18 protein-coding genes, 1 pseudogene and 1 riboswitch are annotated in these 25,759 nt (G+C 53.2%); of the genes and pseudogenes, 8 read left to right on the top strand and 11 right to left on the bottom strand.

Annotated features, from left to right (window positions below):
* Window positions 1-288 precede the first annotated feature (288 nt).
* From BQ7483_RS10805 to BQ7483_RS10780, 5 genes are all read left to right on the top strand, one after another.
* Window positions 289-978 carry a response regulator transcription factor gene (locus BQ7483_RS10805; RefSeq protein ID WP_022019768.1) on the top strand — a complete coding sequence of 230 codons (690 nt, stop codon included), beginning with the start codon at window positions 289-291 and terminating at the stop codon, window positions 976-978.
* The gene (locus tag BQ7483_RS10800) at window positions 953-2,743 is read left to right on the top strand and encodes a sensor histidine kinase (protein ID WP_022019769.1); all 1,791 of its coding nucleotides are present in this window, start codon (window positions 953-955) and stop codon (window positions 2,741-2,743) included. Before BQ7483_RS10805 ends, BQ7483_RS10800 begins: the two co-directional genes overlap by 26 nt.
* A gap of 358 nt (window positions 2,744-3,101) precedes the next feature.
* Window positions 3,102-3,587 carry an RNA polymerase sigma factor gene (locus BQ7483_RS10790; RefSeq protein ID WP_072545888.1) on the top strand — a complete coding sequence of 162 codons (486 nt, stop codon included), beginning with the start codon at window positions 3,102-3,104 and terminating at the stop codon, window positions 3,585-3,587.
* Window positions 3,588-3,599: 12 nt separating this feature from the next.
* Complete coding sequence (locus BQ7483_RS10785; RefSeq protein WP_072545887.1) at window positions 3,600-4,172, top strand: hypothetical protein; 573 nt, start codon at window positions 3,600-3,602, stop codon at window positions 4,170-4,172.
* Between the two features lie 114 nt (window positions 4,173-4,286).
* A riboswitch (cobalamin riboswitch) is annotated at window positions 4,287-4,492 on the top strand.
* Between the two features lie 279 nt (window positions 4,493-4,771).
* Window positions 4,772-6,145 carry a tryptophanase TnaA gene (locus BQ7483_RS10780; protein ID WP_072545886.1) on the top strand — a complete coding sequence of 458 codons (1,374 nt, stop codon included), beginning with the start codon at window positions 4,772-4,774 and terminating at the stop codon, window positions 6,143-6,145.
* Between the two features lie 81 nt (window positions 6,146-6,226).
* On the opposite strand, the gene BQ7483_RS10775 is transcribed toward BQ7483_RS10780, so the two are convergent.
* The 4 genes from BQ7483_RS10775 to mutY all read right to left on the bottom strand — a co-directional run bounded on the left by BQ7483_RS10775 (window position 6,227) and on the right by mutY (window position 9,807).
* Complete coding sequence (locus BQ7483_RS10775) at window positions 6,227-6,865, bottom strand: 4'-phosphopantetheinyl transferase family protein (RefSeq protein ID WP_022019773.1); 639 nt, start codon at window positions 6,863-6,865, stop codon at window positions 6,227-6,229.
* 1 nt (window position 6,866) lies between these two features.
* Window positions 6,867-8,222, bottom strand: coding sequence for a gliding motility-associated protein GldE (gene gldE, locus BQ7483_RS10770; RefSeq protein WP_072545885.1), 1,356 nt, complete (start codon window positions 8,220-8,222; stop codon window positions 6,867-6,869).
* A gap of 23 nt (window positions 8,223-8,245) precedes the next feature.
* Window positions 8,246-8,692: a single-stranded DNA-binding protein gene (locus BQ7483_RS10765; RefSeq protein WP_072545884.1), complete on the bottom strand. Its 447-nt coding sequence runs from the start codon at window positions 8,690-8,692 to the stop codon at window positions 8,246-8,248.
* A gap of 71 nt (window positions 8,693-8,763) precedes the next feature.
* A complete protein-coding gene (gene mutY, locus BQ7483_RS10760; protein WP_072545883.1) occupies window positions 8,764-9,807 on the bottom strand; it encodes an A/G-specific adenine glycosylase in 1,044 nt (347 codons plus the stop codon).
* Between the two features lie 256 nt (window positions 9,808-10,063).
* Here mutY and BQ7483_RS10755 point away from each other — a divergent pair, with 256 nt between their 5' ends.
* The 3 genes from BQ7483_RS10755 to BQ7483_RS10745 all read left to right on the top strand — a co-directional run bounded on the left by BQ7483_RS10755 (window position 10,064) and on the right by BQ7483_RS10745 (window position 14,745).
* On the top strand, window positions 10,064-10,339 hold the full coding sequence (locus BQ7483_RS10755) for an HU family DNA-binding protein (RefSeq protein WP_022019777.1): 276 nt from the start codon (window positions 10,064-10,066) through the stop codon (window positions 10,337-10,339).
* 312 nt (window positions 10,340-10,651) lie between these two features.
* Complete coding sequence (locus BQ7483_RS10750) at window positions 10,652-12,229, top strand: Rne/Rng family ribonuclease (protein WP_022019778.1); 1,578 nt, start codon at window positions 10,652-10,654, stop codon at window positions 12,227-12,229.
* Between the two features lie 197 nt (window positions 12,230-12,426).
* Complete coding sequence (locus tag BQ7483_RS10745) at window positions 12,427-14,745, top strand: M60 family metallopeptidase (protein WP_083535713.1); 2,319 nt, start codon at window positions 12,427-12,429, stop codon at window positions 14,743-14,745.
* Between the two features lie 145 nt (window positions 14,746-14,890).
* Here BQ7483_RS10745 and BQ7483_RS10740 read toward each other — a convergent pair whose 3' ends face one another.
* The 7 genes and pseudogenes from BQ7483_RS10740 to BQ7483_RS10710 all read right to left on the bottom strand — a co-directional run bounded on the left by BQ7483_RS10740 (window position 14,891) and on the right by BQ7483_RS10710 (window position 25,729).
* Window positions 14,891-16,405 carry a sulfatase gene (locus BQ7483_RS10740; protein ID WP_407657217.1) on the bottom strand — a complete coding sequence of 505 codons (1,515 nt, stop codon included), beginning with the start codon at window positions 16,403-16,405 and terminating at the stop codon, window positions 14,891-14,893.
* A 106-nt stretch (window positions 16,406-16,511) separates the two neighbouring features.
* Complete coding sequence (locus tag BQ7483_RS10735) at window positions 16,512-17,897, bottom strand: alpha-L-fucosidase (RefSeq protein ID WP_072546226.1); 1,386 nt, start codon at window positions 17,895-17,897, stop codon at window positions 16,512-16,514.
* Window positions 17,898-17,956: 59 nt separating this feature from the next.
* Window positions 17,957-19,534: an arylsulfatase gene (locus BQ7483_RS10730; RefSeq protein WP_072546225.1), complete on the bottom strand. Its 1,578-nt coding sequence runs from the start codon at window positions 19,532-19,534 to the stop codon at window positions 17,957-17,959.
* A 65-nt stretch (window positions 19,535-19,599) separates the two neighbouring features.
* Window positions 19,600-20,764 (bottom strand): annotated as a pseudogene (locus BQ7483_RS18255) (IS4 family transposase).
* A 164-nt stretch (window positions 20,765-20,928) separates the two neighbouring features.
* Entirely contained in the window at window positions 20,929-21,228 is a 300-nt protein-coding gene (gene trxA / locus BQ7483_RS10720; protein ID WP_072545881.1) for a thioredoxin, read from the bottom strand.
* Window positions 21,229-21,288: 60 nt separating this feature from the next.
* The gene (locus tag BQ7483_RS10715) at window positions 21,289-23,451 is read right to left on the bottom strand and encodes a S46 family peptidase (protein ID WP_072546224.1); all 2,163 of its coding nucleotides are present in this window, start codon (window positions 23,449-23,451) and stop codon (window positions 21,289-21,291) included.
* A 118-nt stretch (window positions 23,452-23,569) separates the two neighbouring features.
* Entirely contained in the window at window positions 23,570-25,729 is a 2,160-nt protein-coding gene (locus BQ7483_RS10710) for a S46 family peptidase (RefSeq protein ID WP_072546223.1), read from the bottom strand.
* Window positions 25,730-25,759 lie beyond the last annotated feature (30 nt).

Raw genomic sequence — 25,759 nt, 5'->3', positions numbered from 1 at the left:
ATTCAAACGAACATTTTTCTTCATAACAATCAAACTTCAGTCACACAAAGATACGGTTTTCCCCGCAATCGGCACACTCTTTCCGACAAATTATTCCGACAAACCTTTTCCCGTCCGTCCGATTTGCCGGCAACGGCTTCGGCAAACGTACCCGCACGAAACGGGAGGTGTAACATCATTGTAACACTTGTTTCATGCTCCCGTAACAAAAATGCTCCAATTTTGCCGCACCAAAAGAATAAAAGCATACTTTTGTAAAACCATTCCTTACCTAAATAGACAGAAGAAATGAACAACTACCGGATATTGGTCGTCGACGACGAAGAAGACTTGTGTGAGATTCTAAAGTTCAACCTCGAAAACGAAGGTTACGAAGTGGATACAGCCAACTCGGCCGAAGAAGCCCTGCAGATGGACATCAGCCGATACGACCTGCTCCTGCTGGACGTGATGATGGGCGAGATATCCGGCTTCAAGATGGCCCGCATGCTGAAGCAGGACAAGAAGACGGCCCAAATCCCCATCATCTTCATCACCGCCAAAGATACGGAAAACGATACGGTCACAGGCTTCAATCTGGGCGCCGACGACTACATCTCCAAGCCCTTCTCCCTGCGCGAAGTGGCGGCACGCGTCAAGGCTGTCCTGCGCCGGAGCGCGACACCCGAATCCGAGCGGATGCCCGAACAGCTGGTCTACAAGTCGCTCGTGCTGGACATCGTCAAGAAGAAGGTCTGCATCAACGGCGAAGAAGCTCCGCTGACCAAAAAGGAATTTGAAATCCTGCTCCTGCTCCTCCAGAACAAAGGCCGGGTCTTCTCACGCGAAGACATCCTGAACAAGGTTTGGAGCGACGAAGTGTATGTCCTCGACCGCACCATCGACGTGAACATCACCCGCCTGCGCAAGAAAATCGGAGAGTATGGAAAGTGTATCGTAACGCGTCTGGGATATGGATACTGCTTCGAAGCCGAATGAAAGCCGGCATTTCCTGTCGTTCAGCCGGAAACTTTTCCTTTCGGTCATCCTGCTGTTCCTCCTCTTTGCGGGCAGCGTCATCACGTACCAATACCAGCGGGAAAAGGAATACAAGATAGAGCTACTCGACCTGCAGCTGCAGGACTATAACGAAGACCTGCACTACCGCTTGCAGGAAACGCCCGACAGCCTGTGGTCTTCCATGCTCGGCGGCTACATCTCGCACACCAGCATCAAGGACCTGCGCGTCACCGTCATCAGCCCCAAAGGCATCGTCCTGTACGACAGCTCGAAAGGCAGCGAGAAGGTAGACAACCACCACAATCGTCCCGAAGTGCTGCAAGCCCTGCGGCATGGCAAGGGACACGACGTGCGCCGCACGTCGGAAACCACCGGCATACCCTATTTTTACTCGGCCACCGACTTCGGCCCCTACCTCATCCGCTCGGCCGTGCCCTACAGCGTTGACCTCATCAACCACCTGTCCACCGACCGCCACTACCTGTGGTTCACCCTGCTGGTGACCCTCGCCATGATATTCATCTATTACCAGTTCACGTCACGCCTGGGGACCGCCATCGCCAAACTGCGCCAGTTTGCCAAACGCGCCGACAAGAACGAACCCATCGAGACCGACCTCCAGTCGGCCTTCCCCCACAACGAACTGGGTGAAATCTCGCAACACATCATCCAGATATACCGCCGCCTGCGCGAAACAAAGGAAGCCCTCTACATCGAACGCGAAAAACTGATCACCCACCTCCAGACTTCGCGCGAAGGACTGGGCGTGTTCACCAAGGAAAAGAAGGAAATCCTGGTCAACAATCTGTTCATCCAATACAGCAACCTGATATCAGACTCCAACCTGGAAACCACCGAAGAAATATTCTCCGTCTGCGAATTCCAGAAAATCACCGACTTCATCGGCAAGGCCCAAAAGGGTCCGCTGGGGAAAGAAGAGAAGCGGATGTCACTCACCATTAACAAGAACGGACGCATCTTCATCGTGGAGTGCATCATCTTCCAGGACCTGAGCTTCGAGATTTCCATCAACGACATCTCGCAAGAAGAGGAACAGAACCGCCTGAAGCGCCAACTGACCCAAAACATCGCTCACGAACTGAAGACGCCTGTCAGCAGCATCCAAGGCTATCTGGAGACCATCCTCAGCACCCCTGACCTGCCACAGGAGAAAATGCAGACTTTCCTGGAACGGTGTTACGCACAAAGCAACCGCCTGACACGCCTCCTGCGCGACATATCGGTACTGACCCGCATGGACGAAGCCGCCAACCTCATCGACATGGAAAAAGTGGACATCAGCGTACTGGTGGGTACCATCGTCAACGAAGTAGCGCTGGAGCTGGAGGAGAAAGACATCACTGTAGTCAACTCCCTGAAGCCCCACATCCAGCTGCGCGGCAACTTCTCGCTGCTCTACTCCATCTTCCGCAACCTGATGGACAACGCCATTGCCTATGCAGGCACCCACATCCACGTACACATCAGCTGTTTCCGCGAAGACGAGAACTTCTACTACTTCAGCTTTGCCGATACCGGCGTAGGCGTCTCGCCCGAACACCTGAGCCGCCTCTTCGAACGCTTCTACCGCGTAGACAAGGGCCGCTCGCGCAAGCTGGGCGGTACCGGCCTGGGACTGGCCATCGTAAAGAATGCCGTCCTGATTCACGGAGGAACCATTTCCGCCAAGAACAATCCCGGCGGAGGGCTGGAATTCGTGTTCACGCTGGCCAAGGAGAGATAAACACTTCCTGCGTCACAAGGCCGCAAATGTGTTAACAAAGCACATAGAAGCCATAAAACATGTTATAAAACATATTTTAAAACTTGGATTATTTGCAGATTTCCGCAAAGTCCGTACCTTTGCAGCGTGTTTTTCATAGTATTAGATTTAAGGTTAATAAAAGGTTGGGCTCAGCGGAGCCCTTTTTTTATGCCCTTATGTTTCACCCACCTTTCTTGTCCGGCGGTCTCCGATAAATCTTTTGTCAGACTGCAGATATTTCCCAAATGTGCGGAAAATTGTTTCTAAACAAAAAAATAACACCCTCCCTGTAACTAAGCCGAAGCCTTGCACGACTAACGAAACAAAAAACAAGGATATGACGGATACTAACAAGGAAAAAGAATTCACCGAACTGCTGCTGCAACACCAGCACATCATCTACAAAGTGTGCCTGATGTATGCACAGGACAAGGAAGATATTGCCGATCTCTATCAGGAAACGGTGTATAACCTGTGGAAAAGCTACGCCACATTCGAAAACCGAAGCAGCTTCAGCACCTGGCTCTACCGTGTCGCCCTGAATACCTGCATCAGCGACCTGCGCCGCCGAAAACACCACGAGTACGTACCTCTACAACTGGCAGACACCGTCCTGCCCGACAACGACCCGAAGGCCGAAATGCTGAACACCCTGTACAGCCTCATCCGCCGCCTGAACAAGCTGGACCGCATGTACATCGTCCTCTGGCTGGACGAAAAGACCTATGACGAAATAGCCGAAATAGTCGGAACCAACCGCAATCAGGTAGCCATCCGGCTGCACCGCATCAAAGAGAAACTGAAAACAATGTCCAACCTTTAAATACCTCTTATTATGAACCTGGAAGAAATGCAACAAGCGTGGAAGGAACTCGACGAACGGGTCACACGCAACGAAATTCTGCACCGCGAAGAAGTGAAAAGGATACTGAACACACGACGGGAAAACAGCCTGGAACGGCTGACACGCTTGGAAAAGATGGGACTGGCAATGGCATTGATCGTCTGCATCGTATTCGCGTCTGCCTGGATTGCCCAGCCGGGTTTCCACCCCTTGCCCGGCATTACAGGATCCGTACTGATCTTATACGGTCTTCTTGCACAAATCTTCAGCCTGCACAAACTGGGCAAAATCAGACGGGAAACCAATCTGGAAAACCAGGTACGCCACATCCTGCAATACAAGAGCTGCTACAACCGCATGCTGTTGACGAGCTATCCGCTTGTCGCCCTGTTCTTCATCACCTTCCTCTGCTGCTACGGCACACGGTTCAACATCCTCTTCACGTCACTGCTACTGGCTGCCTGCATCGTGGCCGACTTCTTTACCTTCCACTACACGCACGACAGAGTGAAAGAGATGGTGAGTGCCAATCGCGAACTCAGGCAGATAGAAGAAGCGGAATAAAACGGCATCTGCCCCTGCACAGCTCCCGAGTCGGGCAACTTCTTAAACAAATCTAAATCCGCCGAATATCCCATGATATTCAGCGGCAGCTATTCGGATATTCAAAATTTATTTCTAACTTTGCCCTGCATTGGTTCGCCAGCCTTCCACCAAGCGGAGGCGGTGATTAAAAGGGAATCGGGTGCAAGTCCCGAACAGTCCCGCTGCTGTGAGTTTCACAAAACGTTGCCGGCACATTACCCCATGCCACTGGAGTTGCTCCGGGAAGGCCGCCTGCAACAGAAACGAGTCAGAAGACCTGCCATGCCAATTCTTTATCATTGCTTTCGAGGAAAAAGCGGTGAGTCTAATGAACCGGGACTTCCCCGTCCTTCATTTTATTCATCCACACTTGATTCAAAGAAAGTAAAACATTAAACTTCTGCCAAAGTTTATGAAAGGATGTCCGGGCGAAGGGATTTCGGCCGGACATTTTTCATTTCAAGACATTTGTATCAAAACATTTGCAAATTCCATTCTTTTATCATACTTTAGAGGCAGAAACATCTGATACCATGTTTTATTTCTAACAAAATATCAAAACCTTAAAAAAAACAAGTATGGAATTACCCTTTGCAGAATCCTGGAAAATCAAAATGGTGGAACCCATCCGCAAGAGCAGCCGCCAAGAACGCGAACAATGGCTGAAAGAAGCACACTACAACGTTTTCCAACTCAAATCGGAACAAGTATACATCGACCTGATTACCGACTCGGGCACCGGTGCCATGAGCGACCGCCAGTGGGCCGGCATGATGCTGGGCGACGAAAGCTATGCCGGAGCCACTTCCTTCTTCAAGCTGAAGGAAGTCATCACCCGCCTGACAGGCTTCACATACGTCATCCCCACCCACCAGGGACGGGCCGCCGAAAACGTATTGTTCTCCTATCTGGTTCACGAAGGAGACATCGTACCCGGCAACTCCCACTTCGACACGACCAAAGGACACATCGAAGGCCGGAAAGCCATCGCACTAGACTGCACCGTCGACGAAGCCAAGGACACCCAGCTGGAAGTTCCCTTCAAAGGCAACGTCGACCCACGCAAACTGGAAAAAGCCCTGCAGGAACAGGGAAACCGCATCCCGTTCATCATCGTGACCATCACCAACAACACGGCAGGCGGACAACCGGTTTCCATGCAGAACCTGCGGGAAGTACGGGCACTGGCCAACAAATATGGCAAACCCGTCCTGTTCGATTCGGCCCGCTTCGCTGAAAACGCCTATTTCATCAAAACGCGCGAAGAAGGCTATCGGGACAAAAGCATCAAGGAAATCACCCGCGAAATGTTCAGCCTGGCCGACGGCATGACCATGAGCGCCAAGAAAGACGGCATCGTCAACATGGGCGGCTTCATTGCCACCAACCGGCAGGACTGGTACGAAGGCGCCAAAGGCTATTGCGTCCAGTTCGAAGGTTATCTGACATACGGCGGCATGAACGGACGCGACATGAATGCCCTGGCCATCGGCCTGGACGAGAACACGGAGTTCGACAATCTGGAGACACGCATCCGCCAAGTGGAATACCTGGCCGGCAAGCTGGATGAATACGGCATCCCCTATCAGCGTCCGGCTGGCGGACATGCCATCTTCATCGATGCCCCACGGGTACTAACCCATGTGCCCAAAGAAGAATTTCCGGCACAGACGCTGACCGTAGAACTATATCTGGAAGCCGGCATACGAGGTTGTGAAATAGGATACCTGCTGGCCGACCGCGACCCCGTGACACGCGAAAACAGATTTACCGGTCTCGACCTCCTGCGTCTGGCCATCCCGCGGCGCGTCTACACGGACAATCACATGAACGTGGTGGCCGCCGCCCTGAAAAACGTGTACGACCGCAGGGAAAGCATCACCCGGGGTGTACGCATCACCTGGGAAGCTCCCCTGATGCGCCACTTCACCGTACAACTGGAAAAGCTGTAAATCTTCTGCCCGAAAGGGTATTCGAACCCATAAAGGCCGGCAAACGGGAAAAAACGCTCCACCCGTTCCGGCCTTTCTTTCTTATTGCCGGACGACCGACCACGTCAGTACAAAATCCGAAGTAATCTGATAGGAAATGTGGAACATCTGCCTGTGGTCCGTCCTGTATTCACGGGCATCGAACGTACCCTCCCGCCGGGGGATAAAAGGAAAGATCTGCAAATGTTCCTTGAAATCGACCTCCGAGGCATTCAGGCACTTGAACATCGTTTCCTTGGCCGACCAGTGCAGCAACAGGGACCAGGCTTCGTTTCCCTCATAAGCCAAGGCCTGTTCGTCGGGCCGCATAAACTTGTGTGCCACCTTGCACACCCGTTCACCATACTGTTCGATGTCAATACCGACTTCCGAATCGGGTGCACCCAAAACGACAGCCGCATATCCTTTGGTATGCGAAATACTGAGAGCATACGAGCCGTCTGCCAGATAGGGCTTGCCGCTGGGGCGATAGGCTATCTCCCTCTCCTCGCCCAGCAACGTGAAAAGCAGTGCTCTCACCGCCAGCCATTCCAACCTCCGGTGGGGAGCCGCAAACCGACTGACGTAACGGGCATAGACCTCACGCCGGGGCAGCATGGACAAGAGTTCCTCTTCCGTTTCATCCATTTTCCAGACACCCCAACAGCAGTCTTCTCCCTTATGTTTCAAGAACAGAGACATCTCACTTCGCTTCTTCTCCTGCCGGTTCTTCGGCCTTTTCCAAGATGGTGAACTTCACCTTCAAGATACGGCGACTGTCCATCTCGAGCACTTCAAATTCATAGTTTTTATAGGATACGCGTTCATGCAAGGCGGGGAATTCCCCTTTCAGTTCGAGCAGCAGTCCGGCCACCGTATCGGCGTCTCCGGCCACTTCGTCAAACTCCTCCTCGTCCACTTTCGTAATCTTGTAAAAGTCGGTCAGCAGCGTCTTGGCCTCGAATACCCACGCATGGTCGTTCAGTACTACGTACGTACGTTCTTCGTCATCGTACTCGTCGTGTATCTCGCCCACAATTTCCTCAATGATGTCTTCCATCGTCACGATGCCCGAGGTGCCTCCAAATTCATCCACCACAATGGCAATATGAATCTTATTGGCCTGGAAATCGCGGAGCAGGTCGTCTATCATCTTGGTCTCGGGAACAAAATAAGCGGGACGGATCAGGGACTGCCAACGGAAATTGTCTCCCTTGTTCAGGTGTGGCAACAAGTCTTTGATGTAGAGGATACCCTTGATGTTGTCGCGCGTCCCGGCATAGACCGGAATGCGGGAATAGGCGTTCTCGATGATGCACTTCAGTACGTCCTTGAAAGGCGTACGGATGTCGAGGTCCACCACATCCAGACGGGACGTCATCACCTCCTTGGCCGTCTCACCGCCAAAACGGATGATACCCTCCAGCATGCTGCTCTCTTCGGAAATCTCCGTCTTGTCTGTCAATTCCAGAGCATGCGACAGCTCGTCCACCGAAATGTTATGGTTCTTGCGCGATATATGCTTGTCCAGAAAAGAAGTGGAGCGCATCAGCAATGACTCCAACGGATAGAAGATGGAGCGGAACATGGAAATGCCCGAAGCGGCAAAACGGCAGAAGCTCAGCGTCTTCTGTGCCGAATAGATCTTCGGCATGATCTCGCCGAACAGCAACAGGAGGAAAGTCAGGATAACCGTCAGTACCAAAAACTCTGCAATAGCCGAATGAAACTGGAAGACATTCATGAAGAAGAAGTTGCAGAGCATGATGATGGTCACGTTCACGAAATTGTTCGTAATGAGAATCGTGGCCAGCAAACGTTCGCTGTCCGAGAGCAAGTCGCTGATTTTGGAGTCGGCCGGATGCTTCCGCTCGGCAATCGTACTCAAATCGGCCGGCGATAGTGAAAAGAAAGCAATCTCCGAAGCCGAGGCAAAACCCGATACAATCAAAAGAAGACCCGCCAACACGATGGCTATGATAGCCGATACGGTAGGAGTCTGTACTGAAATTCCATTAAAAACATCTGCCAACTGGCATAAATAAGCGTCTGGGTCCAAAGAGGTAGGTTTTAGTTAAACAATCAGAAAGGCAAGTCGTCTGCCGCATTATCCTGGGCAGGCATGGCTTGCGAGGCGGCAGGCTGCGAAGAAGCCGGCTGTGCTCCCTGCACAGGTTGCGGAGCTGGGGCAGCGGCCTTGGGTGACAACATCTCCATGTTATCGGCAAAAATCTCCGTCACATACCGCTTGATGCCGGCCTGGTCGTCGTACGAGCGGGTACGTATTTTTCCTTCAATATAGAGTTTGTCGCCTTTGTGCACATATTTTTCGGCTGTCTCGGCCAATCCACGCCATAAGACAATGTTATGCCATTCAGTCCGTTCGGGCACCTGGGTACCGTTGGCCAACGTATAAGCACGGTCGGACGTTGCCAGAGGGAAGGTTGCCACTGCCACTCCGCTATCCAGATATCTTACTTCGGGGTCTTTCCCTACATTTCCCAAAAGAATTACTTTATTGATTGACATAACTTCATCTTTTTTAAAACAGTGCCAAAAATAAACAGAATAATGCAACCTTGCAAATATCCGTCCAACTTTTACACATATTTCTCCAGGAAGAGGTGTATCAGGCGGGAAACCGCATAACGTTCCCAGTCGCCGACATCCACCCGCAGATATCCGTCAAAGGCGTGCGAATCCTCCGGCAGACACATTTCATAGAAATCGGCATGGATGACGCGATGGGACAGGACATGCTTCACGCCCAGCCACACCGGCCTCACCCAGGGACGAACCTTCGCTTCCGTCCATGCCGTTTGCAGGACCTCCTGTCGCATCAGTTCTTCTTCGGACAACCGATGGTCCGTCTCAATCAGAGGCAACTCATACAAATTGCGCCAGATGTCATCCTCCGTCCGCTTCCGCATCAGGAACTTGTCTCCCATGCGTATATATAAATAGGTAAAGAAACGGTCGGTCGTGCGGGCCTTATGCTGCTTCACCGGCAACGAGGACACGCGCCCCGAAGCCAGCGCCGAGCAGCTGTCGGCCAGAGGACAAAACAGGCAGGCAGGCGCCTGGGGCGTACACTGGATGGCGCCGAAATCCATAATGGCCTGATTGTACAGGGCCGGATGACGCTTGTCGAGCATCTCCTGCGCCAAGGCGGCAAACACTTTCTTGCCTTGCGTAGAGTCAATCGGGACATCGATGCCCAGGTATCGGGAAAGCACCCGATAGACGTTGCCGTCCACCACGGCATAGGGCATGTCGTAGGCAATGGAGCAAATGGCGGCAGCCGTATAGTCGCCCACCCCTTTCAGGGCACGCACTCCTTCGTAGGTCTGGGGAAAATGCCCGCTCATGCTCCGGGCCGCTGCATGGAGGTTGCGCGCACGGGAGTAATAGCCCAGCCCCTGCCAGTACTTCATGACCTCGTCCTCGTCGGCCTCAGCCAGCGACGACACGTCGGGGAAACGCTCCACAAACCTCAGAAAATACTCGTAGCCCTGCGCCACGCGGGTCTGCTGGAGGATAATCTCGGATATCCATATCCGATAAGGGTCCCGGGTCTCCCTCCAGGGCAACTCCCGCTTGTGCCCGGCATACCATTCCAATAATATGGCGGAAAAATCACTCATTCTCTTTGTTGTCAAAATAGCAAAACATAGCCGCAAAGACCTATTATATATGTACATAGGTTCTTGCCGTCCGCAAACTTCCCAACGATTTTGCAGGCGGGAGACAAAAGTAACGCTTTTCCGTCTAACAAACCTTAATCATCGGACTTTTTTAGAAAAATGTCCGAAATATATTTTTCAGAGACGCGGAAAAGCTATATATTTGCAGTCCAAAAAATTAAGGAAACATTAGTAATAATATTTTTTTTAAGGAAAAATGACTAAAGCTGACATTGTAAACGAAATTACAAAGAACACGGGGATTGATAAGACAACCGTACTTACCACCGTCGAGGCATTCATGGACGCAGTCAAAGCATCTTTAGCCAAGGATGAGAACGTTTATCTTCGTGGATTCGGAAGTTTCATAGTGAAGAAGAGAGCTCAGAAGACAGCCCGCAACATCTCTAAGAACACTACGATCATCATTCCCGAGCACAATATCCCGGCATTCAAACCTGCCAAGACCTTTACTCTGGCAGTGAAGAAATAATAAACAATAGTATTAACCCATAAAAAATTAAAGCTATGCCAAGCGGAAAGAAGAAAAAAAGACATAAAATGTCTACGCACAAGCGTAAAAAAAGACTAAGAAAGAACAGACATAAAAGCAAAAAGTAATTTTTAGTCTGAACGACAAAAAATTAAAGAACAAACTTGCGGAACAAATGTCTCGCGAGTTTGTTCTTTGTTTAAGTGAACCATTGGAACCCACAGAGCTTCAGCCTATACAGCCAGGCACCTCCTGCCTTTCCTGCATATCCCGAAGCTTTGTACATTCGTAAACCTAAAAGCGTTAAAGATAGTGACAAGCGAACTCGTTGTAGATGTACAGCCCAAGGAAGTCTCCATCGCGCTGCTCGAAGACAAACAGCTGGTAGAGCTCCAGAGCGAAGGACGCAACATATCCTTCTCCGTGGGCAACATGTATTTGGGTCGCGTCAAGAAATTGATGCCCGGCCTGAATGCCTGCTTCGTGGACGTGGGTTACGAGAAAGACGCTTTTCTTCATTATCAGGACCTGGGTCCTCAATTCCGATCTTTAGAGAAATACGTAAAGCAAACTTTAAGCGACCGCAAGAAACTCAACCCCATTACCAAAGCAACCCTGCTTCCCGACCTTGAAAAGGAAGGCACCATAGCCAACACACTCAAGGTAGGACAAGAAGTCGTGGTGCAGATTGTCAAGGAACCCATCTCAACGAAAGGGCCGCGACTGACATCCGAGCTTTCGTTTGCCGGACGCTACCTCGTGCTGATACCTTTCAACGACAAGGTTTCCGTATCACAAAAAATTAAGTCGAGCGAAGAACGCGCCCGCCTCAAGCAGCTGCTGATGAGCATCAAGCCCAAGAACTTCGGTGTCATCGTGCGCACCGTGGCCGAAGGCAAGCGCGTAGCCGAACTGGACGGAGAACTTAAAGTATTGCTGAAGCATTGGGAAGACGCCATCGTCAAGGTACAGAAAGCCACCAAATTTCCGACACTGATTTACGAAGAGACCAGCCGCGCCGTCGGTTTGCTGCGCGACTTGTTCAATCCTTCCTTCGAAAGCATCCACGTGAACAACGAGGCTGTTTACCACGAAATCAAGGATTACGTGGCACTCATAGCCCCTGAACGGGCAGGAATCGTGAAACTGTACAAAGGCCAGCTTCCCATCTACGACAACTTTGCCATCACCAAGCAGATCAAGGCTTCATTCGGCAAGACGGTATCTTACAAGAGCGGTGCCTACCTCATCATCGAGCACACCGAAGCGCTCCACGTAGTGGACGTGAACAGCGGCAACCGCACCAAGAACGCCAACGGGCAGGAAGCCAACGCCCTCGAAGTGAACCTCGGCGCAGCCGACGAACTGGCCCGCCAGCTCCGCCTGCGCGATATGGGAGGCATCATCGTCGTCGACTTCATCGACATGAACGAAGCCGAGAACCGGCAGAAGCTTTACGAACGCATGTGCCAAAACATGCAGAAGGACCGCGCACGCCACAACATCCTTCCGCTCAGCAAATTCGGGCTGATGCAGATAACCCGCCAGCGCGTGCGTCCCGCCATGGACGTCGATACGACAGAAACCTGCCCCACCTGCTTCGGCAAAGGCAGAATCAAGTCGTCCATTCTCTTTACCGACACTCTGGAGAGCAAGATTGACTATCTGGCCAACAAACTGAAGATAAAGAAATTCTCGTTACACATCCACCCGTACGTCGCCGCCTACGTCAACCAGGGCCTCGTATCCCTGAAGCGCAAGTGGCAGATGAAGTACGGACTTGGTATCAAAGTGATTCCCGACCAGAAACTCGCGTTTCTGCAATACGTCTTCTACGATCCCCACGGTGAGGAGATAGACATGAAGGAAGAAGTTGAAATCAAGCAGTAATCCATAAGCAAGGGAGGGCTTCAAACCGAAGTCCTCCCTTATTGTTTGATAACCCGGCCTTTTCTGACCCGAAAAGCAATGTTTTCTGACCCGAAAAGCATACTTATTCCAAAAACTTTCGTTACCTTTGCCGCCCTCCACAAGCATAGACAGCTGCTCTTTATTTTATTATTAACCCTTAAACCATTTAAACCATCATGAAAAAAATCTCATGTTTGGCGGCCTGCCTGTGCATGCTGATAGGACTGGCCGCCTGTAGCAAAGAAGAAACGCCCACCGTTGTTGTCCCGCCCGAAACCGAGCAGCCCACCATAGACGACGTCATTGTGGAAGCCGATATCAAAGTGACGCCCACCGGCGGAAAAGCCAGCGAGCACCAGCCGGGGCAGGACATCGAAAACAGCTTCGACGGGAAGTTCGGGGCCGACGGACAGCCCTACCACTCCATCTGGAACCAGCAGGCTGCCTTCCCCGTCACCCTGGAATACTTCTTCGACCAGAAACCCGACATCGACTACATCATCTACCACACCCGGAGCGGCAACGGCAACTTCGGTGAAGTGGACGTCTACACCGCCACCGAAGCGGCTCCCGAGTACCAGTTGCAGGGCAGCTACAACTTCAGGATGCAGAACGCGGCCAGCCGCATACCTTTCGCCCAGACACTGTCCAAAGTGACCAAAATCAAATTCAGTGTGAAGTCGGGACTCGGTGGCTTCGTCAGCTGCGACGAAATGGAGTTCTACCAAAAGAATCCCAACAAGACCCTCGACCAACAACTGCTGACGGTATTTACCGACCTCGCCTGCACCCAGGTGAAGGAGGAGGCCACCGACGAAGCCATCCAGGCATTGCCCGCCTACTTTGCCTCACTGGCCACCCAGCTGCGCAACGACACCTACGACCCGTGGGAGAAGGAGTTCCGCATCCAGTCGTACCAGCCCTACAGCGACGTGGAGGAGTGGGCACAGACGCTGATGACCAAACGCTACAGCAACCTGGACAACCCCACAGGCATCTATGTCGAAGCGGGCGACTCGGTGGTAGTGCTCGTAGGCCCCACCCACGGCCAGTCCCTGTCCCTGCAGTGCATCGGTGAAGAACAGACCGGCGACGGCACCAACACCTATGTGCAGACGGCTGCCAGCGGCGAGACCCGCTTCCTGCAAGAAGGAGTCAACAAAGTGGGCTTCAGCCAGAAAGGCATGCTCTTCCTGATGTACACCGCCAACCTCTCGGACAAGAACGCACAGCCCGTCACCGTCCACATCGCTCCGGGCAGCGGAAAAGTGAGCGGCTTCTTCGACCTGAAGACACACCAGACCAACGAAAAGTACCAGGAGCTCATCGGCAAGGCCACCTACAAATACTTCTGCGTGCGCGGCGAACGCATCATGTTCTACTTCCACCGCGAGCAGATGAAGCAGGCCGTACCGACCGACATCCTGTCGGCCATCAACCTGTGGGACGACATCATCAGTTGGGAGCAGGAGCTGATGGGCATCGAAGACGTGCGTCCCTCGCAGGTCAACAACCATCTGTTCGCCATCTCGCCCGAAGGCAGCTACATGTGGGCCTCGGACTACCGCATCGCCTTCGTCTACACCTACCTGAACAACATCCTGCTGAAGGGCAACGTCATGGCAGCCAAGGACAACGCCTGGGGACCGGCCCACGAGATAGGCCACATCCACCAGCAGGCCATCAACTGGCCCGGCTCCACCGAGTCGTCCAACAACCTCTTCTCCAACTACGTCCTCTACAAGCTGGGCAAGTACTGCTCGCGCGGCAGCGAACTGAGCGCCCTGGCCACAGCCCGCTGCGAAAAGCACCAGGGATGGTGGAATATGGGAAGCGCCACCCACCAGAACGAAGATACGGAGATACACATGCGCATGAACTGGCAGCTGTGGAACTACTACCACCGCTGTGGCTATAAGACCGACTTCTGGCAGACCCTCTTCAAGCTGCTGCGCGAAGACCGCATCGTGGAGTCCGACCCCGGAGCTGCCCAGCTGAAGTTTGCCATGAAAGCCTGCCAGGCCGCCAACGAAAACCTGACGGACTTCTTCGAGATGTGGGGCTTCTTCGAGCCGGTAGACACTACCATCGAACAATACGGCACCTGGAACTACCGCGTGACAGACGCCATGATCAAGGAAGCCAAGGACTTCATGGCCCGGTTCCCCGCCCCGAAACATGCCTTCTACTACCTGGAAGACCGGAAGAACGGAGACGTGGGTATCGAAAGCTATCAGGTGGGCGACGTGGGCTACTACACCCAGTTCAAGGAGAATGTACAAATTACCAAGGAAGTGGGTTATAGCCTCTCGGGCCAGCAAGTAAGCATCACCGACGGTGACCAAGCCGTAGCCTTCGAGGTAAGGAAAGACGGGCAGCTGCTCTACTTCTCCAACTTCTTCCAGTTCACCGTTCCTTCCACCATCCCGCTGGACGGTGCAGGCATCTATGCCGTCCAGGCCGACGGCAAGCGGATTGCGTGCACGGCCCGATAATATGCGGGTACTATAACTAAAAAACGTCATCCCGGCCTTGAGCCGGGATCCATCACCACACAGCCGGTGGAATATGGATCCCGCATCAAGTGCGGGATGACGGAATATTCACTTTATTTCATTGGGAGGCAATCCCATCTTTTGCCTACTGCACCTCGTCCGGCCAGGGGCAAGGCTTGCCCGTACTCTTGAACGTAGGACGCTGGGCATCGACCTTGCGCAGATACTGCCCCAGTTCCTTGGACAGGCGGCGCACGATGTCGGGATGTTCGGCTGCCACGTCGTGCTTCTCGCCAATGTCTTCGGGGATATTGAACAACTCTTTCTTACCGGTCTCGTAGTAATATACCAGCTTCCACTCGTCCTTGCGGATGGCACAGTCGAGGTTGATGCCCGGTCCGTCATTGCCCCAGATGTTGGGGAAGTTCCACACCAGCGCACGCCCCTTTGAGGGGTCGCCCGTACCTTTCAGCAACGGCACGAAGCTGACGCCGTCCAGCGGAGCCACCGTCTTGTAATCCTTCACGCCCGCCATCTCGAGCAGCGTCGGATAGAAGTCTTCAATCATCAGATACTTGTCGCAACGCGTGTCAGGCTGTACCACGCCCGGCCAGCTCACAATCATCGGCTCGCGGATGCCGCCCTCGTAGAGCGAACCCTTGCCGCTGCGCAGAGGCGCATTCTGGGTATGCACCTCGCCGTCGCGCCAGCCCGGTTCTGCAGCCAGACCGCCGTTGTCGCTCATGAAGATGACGATGGTGTTGTCGGCCTCACCGTTCTTTTCGAGCCAGTCCATCAAGTCGCCCAGACTCTTGTCCATACCTTCGATGAGCGAAGCATAGGCAGCTTCCTTGTCGCTCAGCCCCTTGCGAACGTACTTGGGGAAGAAGCGCATGTCCTTGTCGATAGGCACATGGATGGCATAATGGGACATGTAGAGGTAGAAGGGCTGGTTGTACTTCTTGGCCTTGTCCAGCGCCTTGATGGCTTCGCGCGTCAGAGCCTCAGTGGCAAAGACACCTGTACCCCAATAATTCTCCAGTCCGGGAATGGACATCAGCGAATAGGCCTTTCCGTCGCGTGTGTGGCCGTAGTTCTGCTCGCTCAGGTAGGTGGCCAGTCCGCCGGCAGCATGGCCGGCAATATTCACTTCAAACCCCCAGTGGGTAGGATTCTCTCCCGGAGTGTCGATGGAACCCCAATGGGCTTTGCCGCAATGGATGGTGTGATAACCGCTCTGACGGAGCAGTTCGACGAAGGAAGTTCCTACGTAGGTATTGTTCGTACCCTCCACCTGACTGACACCATTGTAGTTCCAGTCGGGCAGCTCCACCGTATTGCTCTTGCGGTCGGTCTGCTTGTCGCGCTCCAGCGTCCAGTTGGTCACCCGATGGCGGGCATTGTTGGCTCCCGTAATGAGGCTGCACCGGGTAGCCGAACTGATGTTGCAGGCATACGCCTGAGTGAACATCATGCCCTGCTTGGCCAGCCGCTCCATATTAGGCGTCTCGTAGGCTTCGTTGTAAGGAGTCTTCTGGGTCCAGAAGGGCAGCGAGGTATCCTGCCATCCCATGTCATCTACCATAAAGAGAATAATATTGGGACGTTTCTGCTCCTCGGCAACCGGTTGTTTCTTCGTCGCTCCCCACCCGTCGGTCATGGGTACCAACGGCGTCAGAGACAATGCTGTAAACAAATATTTATTCATAAATCAGAGTGTTTAGATAATGGGGTTAGTAGAATATGAAAGTTTAAAGTCAGGGCTGCTATTCCGCAGAATAAACACTGAAGTTTCGTATCTGCGGAGTATCTGTGCACTGCTCCACAACTACACGGAATGCCGTTGCCTCTACAGGGTCGAAACGTTCGATGCGCTTGTGTCCCACCGATGTTCCCCGGGCCACAGTGACCCACTTCCCGCCTGTACGGGCTTCCACCCGATAGGCACGGATGCGTTCGCCCTGCGCGATGTCCTCCTGCAGGATGTAATAGTTGGCCGTCTGTTTGCCTTTCAGGTCCAGCGACAGCTTCTTCGCCTTGCCGGAAGTCTGTGCCAGCGGTGTACCGAAACGGCGGGCAATCTCGTCACCCCATTCCTTCAGGCGCTTCACGTCACCCTCGGGTATCACTCCGTCGGGGTTGGGCGTCAGGCCTACAATCAGCGTAGCATTACGTCCCACCGACTTTTCGTACATGTCCATCAGGTTCTCCAGCGGATAGACAGCCTTGTCGTCGTCACCCGGTTCCCAGAACCATTCGTGGCGGCCGTTGTATCCGCGCAGAGGCGTGTCGGCCATGGCAGGCACCCAGTAACGGCCGTCAGCGTCGCCGTGGGCCAGCAGTTCGTTGTGGTTTCTCGCTCCTTCGTTCGCATTGCTGTGGCTGTAGGGATAAGGGAAACTCGACCAGCAGGGGTAGCCTACCGTACCGCTCTCCGACCCTCCCCAGCGGAAGTCCGCGCGGTTCACGTTGTGGTAGAACAGACATTCCGGCTGATATTTGGTCACGATGGGTTCTACGTCGGGTCCCAGTCCCTTCGGGTCGTCGGCACCGCCGTCAAACCAAATCATGAACAGGTCGCCGTAACGGGTACACAGTTCCGTCACCATCTTCTCGCACAGGCGCTTGTACCAGGCCTGGCGGTTGCGTGCAAACTCGCCGTCGCCCTCGGCCTTGAAGTTGTGGATACCCAACAAAGAGTTCCAGCGGATGCCGATGTAGATACCTGGCTGGATGCCGTACTTGCGGCAGGAGTTCACGAAGTCGCGTACCACGTCACCCTTTCCGTCGCGCCACTTCACAGCCTTCAGGCAGTAGGGGTTCACGTCGCTCTGCCACAGGCCAAAACCCGTCTCATGGGTAGCGGTAAGCACGGCGAACTTCGCTCCGGCCGCCTTGGCTGCCTGTATCCACTGGTCCGTATCAAGCTGCGTGGGATTGAAGATATTATAATCCTCAACGGGATTGATGCGGTTGTTTCCCTGGCCGTATACCAGACCGTCGAACACATGCAGGTCGTAGTGGAACACAACACCTATTTCCGCCTCATGCCATTTCAGCTGATGAGGGGCAGGAACAGGGCCGGAGTTTTGCTGCGAATACATTGACAACGTTACCAGCAACGCGCTCAATAATCCTATTATTTTTTTCATAATCATTCTATTTTAATAATTATCATTTATTATGTCAATACCTATTTCTATATCCTTTCTTACTCGTCCTTGCCGCTCTGGTCACTGTTCTGCTTTTTATAAAAACTGATACGTTCATGCCAGGGTTTGTCTTCTAATGGGAATACATCGTGACTCTCCGCCCAAACATTCCATAAGTGTTCCAGTGACTGAACCTTTTCCGGATAACTGGCAGAAAGATCAACTTGTTCAAATGGATCTGTGGTCAGATTTATCAGTTCCCAAGGAGAGTTCCGGTCATTGCGCACCAATTTCCAATTATCGGAAATGACAGCACACGAACTCTGATGTTCAAAATACAAAGTACGTTCCTTCAATCCATCGCCCTTCAATGCAGGCAGCAGGCTTATGCCAGGCAGATCTGCATGTTCAAACTTCTCAGACGGATAGATGGCCGAACCTAAATCCATACAAGTCGGCAGCAGGTCGATGACATGAGCAGTCTGCTTGCATAATTCGCCTTTCATCATATTTTTTCCAGCATCTCCAAAGGTCAGGATAAAAGGAGTACTCGTTCCCCCCTGATAACACCATTGCTTATAGCTTCGGTAGGGAGTATTAGACAAGTCGGCCATCAGTTGTCCCAAATAACCGCCTTCCAACGTAGCACCGTTATCACTCAAAAACATAAAAACCGTATTTTCCAGGTTTCCCTTTTTACGGAAAGCTTCAACAATCTGTCCCACTCCGTCGTCCATAATCTCGATCATGGCCGCATAAGTTGCCATGTCTTCAATCCATTTCTGACGCTGTTCCTCTGTCAAATCTTCCCATGCAGGACGCTTACCACCGAATTCTTTATCATAAACAGGCAATTCCATATCCGTAGGTACAAGTCCCATGGCTTTTTGTTTCTCAAATCGCTGCTTCCGCAACACGTCATACCCCACTTTGTAACGGTCGCGGCATTTTTCCACTCTATCAGCCGGAGCCTGAAGCGGAAGATGCGGGGCATAGTAGGCTACATACAGAAACATCGGCGTATCTGCCGGATGTTGGCGGACAAAACTTGCAGCCGAATCGGAGATGGCTGTCGTATAATAATAATCATCGGGAAACTCTGTAACAAGTTCCATGTCATTGTAAACAGGTTTGGGCTTATAATAACTTCCTCCTCCCGTCAAACAGCCATAATAACGGTCGAATCCCCGCTGAGTGGGGAAACTGCCATTAGGCGCATAGAAAGCCCCGTCTACCGTCACATGCCACTTTCCGCACATGTATGTCCCGTATCCATTGGCTTTCATCACTTCCGCAATGGTAGGATACTCCTTCGATATCTGCCCTCTGTAGCCCGGCCGGTGTTCGTCTACTGCTGTCATCCACCCCATTCCTACCTGATGCTGATAACGTCCTGTCAGCAAGGCGGCACGGGTAGGACAACTCCGTCCTGTATTCTTAAACTGAGTGAAACGCACCCCCGCCTGAGCAAGGCTGTCCAAATGGGGAGTCTCGATCTCACTGCCATAACATCCCAAGTCCGAGAAGCCCATATCATCACACATAATCAGCACAATATTGGGCGAAGACGGTTCCTGGGCTGCAAGATGAGAAACCGCGGTTCCCAGCAACAACGGCGTAAACAGAATTCGGTTCATAAGATACTCTCTAAAATAAATAGGACCCATCATTAGTGTCCAATAAAAATGGACGAGTTAAAAAATTAATCAAATAGTCCTTCAAAAAGGGGATAATCGAGTTCTTTGATATCGTTGAAATCAGTCTTATCGAACAGGTCACGTAAGTTCGTTTTGTCCGTTAGAGAGATGCTTAGAATCTGCAAAACTTCATAAGTTGAGCGTTTCAATTGCATATCGTGTTGGACAATAGCTACAAGACAGTATGTGATAATAGCTACACTGATTTGAATGCGGACAGCGTTTTCCGTTGTGCCCCAGAATCTTTTTATTTTAAGGTGCTGCTTTAGCCATTTGAAGAATAGCTCGATCAACCATCTTTTCTTATAGAGATTAGCAACGTCCAATGCAGAAATATGTGTTGCGTTTGTCAGGAAAGTGAACTCACGGTCACCCTCTTCATCGTAGTAACGAATGAATCGGAATGACTCGGTATATTTCTTCTCTGAGAGATATCCGGTCAGTTTCACTTCAGCATCTGTAAGTACATACTTAGGCATCCTACGCTTCCATTTAACCATTGTGTATTTCAAGTTCGTTTTAGCTCTGACAACGAAAAAGGAACCTGTCAGGTGTATCCTATATAGTTCCTTAAAAAAAGTCATAAGCCCTATCGAACATATAATAAGCATTTGGTTCATAATGGATTGAACACATCTCTGTAGAGTCGTGCTTCGATGCTGTGGTTACAGTATAGAAGGCAGGAACTTGTGCTTCAATGTCATATAAGACATGAGCTTTCACTCCTCCTTTCTTTCTTCGGAACTTCGCCCATGGAAATGTGGCTAGACACAACGGAATGGTTGTTGAATCAAAAGCGTACTTATTTCCTGGGATTTCCAAGATATTGGTCCCTCGCTTTTCGCAAGCTTCCTTCATTATATAGAATGCGAAGTCTTCAAAGATTCTGTAGTCACGATTCTGATTAGCATAAGCGAGAGTGGCTTTGGCTATTGGATGGCGTCCCAAACCAAGATGATACTGCTTAGCTCGGTGTGCTTCAAAAGCCACAATTAGGTCGCGAAGACTCTCACGATTGCTCAGTTGTCCGAACATCATAGCAAGCAGCTGATTCCAGCAGGTGAATTGCTTCACGTAGCGATTGCCATCATACTTGCGAACGAAGTTGTTGAACTGGGTTCTGTTCAGAAAAGCGGTAAGTTGAGCGAATACGTATTTATCTTGGTTCATAAGCGGCCTTCAATTTGACCGCTAAGCTACGAATTCAAATCCGTTTCATTCTAAAGGACTGCTTAAAAGACTGTATTTCAATAATTTCAAAGACCGATTAGCTAACTTTTATTGGACAGTAGTGATAATGGATAATTAATACTTAAAACCTGATGCCTTAACGCTCACACCTGTTTCTCAATGAGTTCGACCAGCTCGTTGCTCTGCACCACACCCGACTGCCGCCACACCTGCTTTCCGCCCTTGAAGAGCATCAGCGTGGGGACGGCCTGAATCTGGTATTTCATGGCCAGCGCCTGCTGTTCGTCCACATCTATCTTGACGATGCGTGCCTTGTTGCCCACGCGTGCCTTGACGTTTTTCAGTATGGGGTGCATCATCTTGCAGGGGCCGCACCACGTGGCATAGAAGTCCACCAGTACGGGCTCTGCGGTGTTGTTGATCAGTTCTTCAAATTTTTCCATAATGATAATCCTGTTAGTTGTTGATGATATATCTACTAACAAACGTTACGTCATTTTGGTTCACTCCACGATACTCAGCTCGTCGATGAGGTGCTTGGCTCCAGCATACTTCTCGATGATGAAGAGCGTGTAGCGGATGTCCACGCAGGCGGCGCGCTGCGACGAGGGGCGGAAGGCGATGTCGCCCGTCAGGCCTTCGTAGTTGCGGTCGAAGCCGGTGCCGATGAGTTCTCCCTTGGCGTTGAACACGGGGCTGCCCGAGTTTCCGCCGGTATTATCCGTGTCCACGATGAAGCACACGGGCATCCGTCCGTCCTCGAGGGCATAGCGGCCGAAGTCCTTCGCCTGCCAGAGCTGTTTCAGCTTGTCAGGTACCACGAACTCCCAGTTCGTCGGGTCTTCCTTCTGCATCACGCCGTCCAGTGTCGTGTAATAGTCGTACACCACGCCGTCGGCAGGTTCGTAGGAGGCCACCTTGCCGTAGGTGAGGCGCAGGGTGGAGTTGGCATCGGGATAGATGGGCTGTCCGTTGGCCTGGCGCAGGTCCATCATGCCCTTGACCCACGTCTTGTGGGCGGCGTTGTAGTCGCGGTTGGCGTCCATCATGGCGATGGCTGTCTGCAACAGGCCGTCGGTGATGGAGTACTTGAAGAGCACCATCCAGTCGCCCGTCAGCTTGTAGAGCTTGGGCTTGCTGATGAACTTGTCGAAGTTCTCGCGGCTGCCGAAGATGGAGTATTCGAAGCAGGCGTCGATGAAGGCGTCTGTATCGCCCTTGAAGCGCTTGTCGATGACCTTGAAGATACCGATACGCTGGTCGGCGGGGATGTACTTGGCATACGTGCGCAGCATCTCCTTGCCCACGAGCTTCTCCACTTCGGGATAGGGGACGGAGGCGAAGTAGCGGTCGGCCGCCTGGCGCAGGGTGTCTGTGGCAGCCTGGATGGCTGCCTTGTCCTTGCTCTTGAGGGCGGTGGCGAGGGCAGTGGTGTTGGGGATGCGCATGAAGTCGAGTGCCGTGACCAGTGCCTCCTGGATGGCCTGCTGGTGGTAGAGGGCAGGGCGGCGCTTCTGCACGATGGCGCGGATGCGGTCGAAGGCAGCCTGATAGGTCGTGTCGCCCAGCTCGCGTCCGCGTTGCAGCAGGGCTTCCTGCTGGGCACGCTTGGTGTCGAGCACGTGGAGGCGTACGAGGCCTTCGTTCATGCCGATGGCGTTCTTCCAGTAGTTGGCGCTGGAGGCATACTTGCTGGCGTAATGGATGCGCACGGCGTCATCCTTGAGCATCTGCTCCATGAGGACGCGCTGGCGGGCGTCGCGCACGTGGTGGCGCATGAAGTTGGTAGTCTGCATCCGCTCCTCTACCTCGTCGGCTATCATGTAGCGCCAGTTGCGGCCGGGGAAGCCCATGACGAAGGCAAAGTCACCCTCCTTGTAGCCGCGGAGGCTGATGTTGAGATGTTTCTTCACACGCAGGGGCATGTTGTCCGCGCTGTAGGCGGCGGGGCGTCCGTCTTTGTCGGCGTAGATGCGGAAGATGGAGAAGTCGCCCGTGTGGCGGGGCCACATCCAGTTGTCCGTGTCGGCGCCGAACTTGCCGATGCTCGACGGCGGCGCACCCACCATGCGGATGTCACTGTATTCGGTCTTCACGAAGAGGTAATAGCGGTTGCCGCCGTAGAAGGTCTTCAGCTCGGCCTTTTCGCCGGTGCCCAGGGTGATGTTCTGCTCCTGGAGGAAGCGGGCGCACACCTGAGTCAGGTACTTGGGCGAGAGGTAGTTGGTGCCCTGCGGGTCGGGATCCTTGGCCAGCTGCTGCTGTACGTAGTCCGTCACGTCGAGGATGCGGTCGATGAAGGTAACGGTGAGTCCCTTGCACGGCAGCTCCTCCTGCCGGCTCATGGCCCAGAAGCCGTCCGTCAGGTAGTCGTGCTCCACGCTCGAGTGCTGCTGGATGGCACCGTAGCCGCAGTGGTGGTTGGTGAGCACCAGGCCTTCGGCCGAGATGACCTCGCCCGTGCAGCCTCCGCCGAAGTGTACGACGGCGTCCTTCAGGGCGATGCCTTCGGGGTTGTAGATGGAGTCGGCCGGCAGCAGCAGGCCCAGTTCCTGCATGGCGGCCTCGTTCTGCCGCTTCAGGTCGGTCAGCATCCACATGCCTTCGTCGGCCAGGGCGGGGAGTGTCAGGGCAGACAGGGCTGCCGCAAATAGAAGTTTGTTCATCATAATGTAGAATCAGGGATATATAAGTGAATTGGTATAAATGAGGCACGGATTTCGCGGAGGGTTCACGGTCGTTTTTCTCCGTGATAGTCCGTGTAATCCGTGCCTGTTTATTTGATTACTCCACGATGGTCATCTCGTCGATGAGGTGCCCGCAGCCGCCCAGCTTTTCGAGGATGAAGAGCACGTAGCGGATGTCGAGTGCGATGCAGCGCTGCAGGTTGTTGTCGAAGTTGATGTCGCCGCTCAGCGATTCCCAGTTACCGTCGAAGGCGCAGCCGATGAGGCGTCCTTCGCCGTCGATGACGGGCGAGCCGGAGTTGCCGCCGGTGATGTCGTTCGTCGTCAGGAAGCAGACGGGCATGGTGCCGTCGGCCATGGCATAGCGTCCGAAGTCCTTCTTCTGGATGAGCTCCTTCAGCTTGGCCGGAACCACGAATTCAGGATTTTCGGGGTCTTCCTTCTCGAGGATGCCGTCGGTGGTGGTGAAGTACTTGTAGTGTACGCCGTCCTTCGGGTTGTAGGACTTCACGTTGCCGTAGGTCAGGCGGATGGTGAAGTTGGCGTCGGGGTAGGCGGGCACGGGCTGCTTCATCTCACCCAGTCCGCGGATGTAGGCCTTGTGCAGCAGGCCCAGTTCTTTTGACGTCTGGCTGTACTCGGTTGCGGCAGCTTTGATGGCTTCGAGCTTCGTGCGGCTGTATTCGGTGGCCAGGTCACGCTCGATGGCCTTCACGCTGGGCTTCTTCAGGAACTTGTCGAAGTTGGCCCGGCTGCCCATGATGGAGGTGTCGAAGAGGTCGTCCACGTAGGCGTCATAGTCGCCCTTGTACTCTTTCTCGATGGTCTGGTAGAAGGCGGGCAGTTCTTCGGGTGTCAGGGCCTTGGCCAGGGCGGGCAGGATGGCTTTGGCCACGGCGCGGTCCACCTGCTGGTCGTAGTCCTTGTTGTAGATGCCTTCGTATACCGATTCCAGCTGCTTCTTGGCAGACTGGAGCAGGGAGTCGTTCTTCGATTCGATGGCTTCCTTCATCTTGTCCATCAGCGCGGGCGGGCAGCCGAATTCGATGGCTCCGTTCAGGGCCTCGTACAGATATTCGGCACGGCGCAGGGCGGGAGTCATTTTCTCCACAATGGCGTCTATCTTCTCCACCACACCTTCATATTCGGGCTTGCCCTGGGCGAAGGCGGCGAAGCGCTTCTCCTGCTCGGCCTTGGTCTCGAGCACGTTGTTGTCCACGATGGCCTTGTTCATGCCGATGGAGTTCTTCCAGTAGTTGCTGCTGCCGGCAAACTTGTTGGCATACTGGATGCGGGTCTTGTCGCTCTGGCGCATGTACTTCTTCAGCACGTCCAGGTAGACGGTACGCATGTCTATCATGGCCTGGTTGACGGCGGTCATGCGCTGGCGCACTTCACTCTCGGTGAGGTAGCGTTCAGTGGAGCCGGGGAAGCCCATGATCATGGCATAGTCGCCTTCGTCCAGTCCCTTCAGCGAGATGGGGAAGAACTTCGGAGTCTTCAGGGGCACGTTGTCGGCGCTGTACTGGGCAGGCTCTCCGTTCTTGTCGGCATAGATGCGGAACATGGAGAAGTCGCCCGTGTGGCGGGGCCACATCCAGTTGTCTGTCTCGCCGCCGAACTTGCCTACGCTCGAGGGGGGAGCGGCCACCATGCGCACGTCGCTGTACACCTTATAATAGAAGAGGTAATACTTGTTGCCGGCGTAGAAGGGCAGGGCACGCACCTCGATGCCGGGCTTTCCCTTGAGGTCGCTCTTCTCCAGCTCTTCCTTGGCCAGCTTGCCGAGGAACTTGCTGGTCATGGCTTCGTATTCGTTCACCTCACCGGCCTTTACCTTGGCGTTCACCAGATCGGTGATGTCCACGATGCGGTGCACGAAGCGGAACTTCAGTCCCGGAGTAGGCAGCTCTTCGGCGCGGCTCTTGGCCCAGAAGCCGTCGGTCAGGTAGTCGTGCTCCACGCTGGAGTGCTGCTGGATGGAGGCATATCCGCAGTGGTGGTTGGTCAGGATGAGGCCTTCGGGCGAGATGATTTCGCCGGTACAGCCTCCGCCGAAGATGCCGACAGCATCTTTCAGCGACACGCCGTTGGGGTTGTAGAGGTCGTCGGCTTCCAGCTTCAGACCCTGTTTCTTCATCAGGTCGATGGAGTTCTGCTGCTTCATCAGCTGGAGCAGCCACATGCCTTCGTCGGCCTGTGCCGAGAAGGTGAATGCTGCGGCGAGGGCCGCAACGAGGTACTTCTTGATTTTCATGTATGTCACTTTAATTAATAATGATTTATA

The organism is Mediterranea massiliensis (assembly GCF_900128475.1).
Classification (GTDB): Bacteria; Bacteroidota; Bacteroidia; order Bacteroidales; family Bacteroidaceae; genus Bacteroides; species Bacteroides massiliensis_E.
This window is presented reverse-complemented; position numbering and strand designations above follow the sequence as displayed.

Excerpts from the sequence above, each read along its gene's own strand:
- BQ7483_RS10805 (WP_022019768.1), top strand. The coding sequence starts at position 289 with ATGAACAACTACCGGATATTGGTCGTCGACGACGAAGAAGACTTGTGT.
- BQ7483_RS10800 (WP_022019769.1), top strand. The coding sequence starts at position 953 with ATGGATACTGCTTCGAAGCCGAATGAAAGCCGGCATTTCCTGTCGTTC.
- BQ7483_RS10790 (WP_072545888.1), top strand. The coding sequence starts at position 3,102 with ATGACGGATACTAACAAGGAAAAAGAATTCACCGAACTGCTGCTGCAA.
- BQ7483_RS10785 (WP_072545887.1), top strand. The coding sequence starts at position 3,600 with ATGAACCTGGAAGAAATGCAACAAGCGTGGAAGGAACTCGACGAACGG.
- BQ7483_RS10780 (WP_072545886.1), top strand. The coding sequence starts at position 4,772 with ATGGAATTACCCTTTGCAGAATCCTGGAAAATCAAAATGGTGGAACCC.
- BQ7483_RS10775 (WP_022019773.1), bottom strand. The coding sequence starts at position 6,865 with ATGTCTCTGTTCTTGAAACATAAGGGAGAAGACTGCTGTTGGGGTGTC.
- BQ7483_RS10765 (WP_072545884.1), bottom strand. The coding sequence starts at position 8,692 with ATGTCAATCAATAAAGTAATTCTTTTGGGAAATGTAGGGAAAGACCCC.
- mutY (WP_072545883.1), bottom strand. The coding sequence starts at position 9,807 with ATGAGTGATTTTTCCGCCATATTATTGGAATGGTATGCCGGGCACAAG.
- BQ7483_RS10755 (WP_022019777.1), top strand. The coding sequence starts at position 10,064 with ATGACTAAAGCTGACATTGTAAACGAAATTACAAAGAACACGGGGATT.
- BQ7483_RS10745 (WP_083535713.1), top strand. The coding sequence starts at position 12,427 with ATGAAAAAAATCTCATGTTTGGCGGCCTGCCTGTGCATGCTGATAGGA.
- BQ7483_RS10740 (WP_407657217.1), bottom strand. The coding sequence starts at position 16,405 with ATGACCGACGGGTGGGGAGCGACGAAGAAACAACCGGTTGCCGAGGAG.
- BQ7483_RS10735 (WP_072546226.1), bottom strand. The coding sequence starts at position 17,897 with ATGAAAAAAATAATAGGATTATTGAGCGCGTTGCTGGTAACGTTGTCA.
- BQ7483_RS10730 (WP_072546225.1), bottom strand. The coding sequence starts at position 19,534 with ATGAACCGAATTCTGTTTACGCCGTTGTTGCTGGGAACCGCGGTTTCT.
- trxA (WP_072545881.1), bottom strand. The coding sequence starts at position 21,228 with ATGGAAAAATTTGAAGAACTGATCAACAACACCGCAGAGCCCGTACTG.
- BQ7483_RS10715 (WP_072546224.1), bottom strand. The coding sequence starts at position 23,451 with ATGAACAAACTTCTATTTGCGGCAGCCCTGTCTGCCCTGACACTCCCC.
- BQ7483_RS10710 (WP_072546223.1), bottom strand. The coding sequence starts at position 25,729 with ATGAAAATCAAGAAGTACCTCGTTGCGGCCCTCGCCGCAGCATTCACC.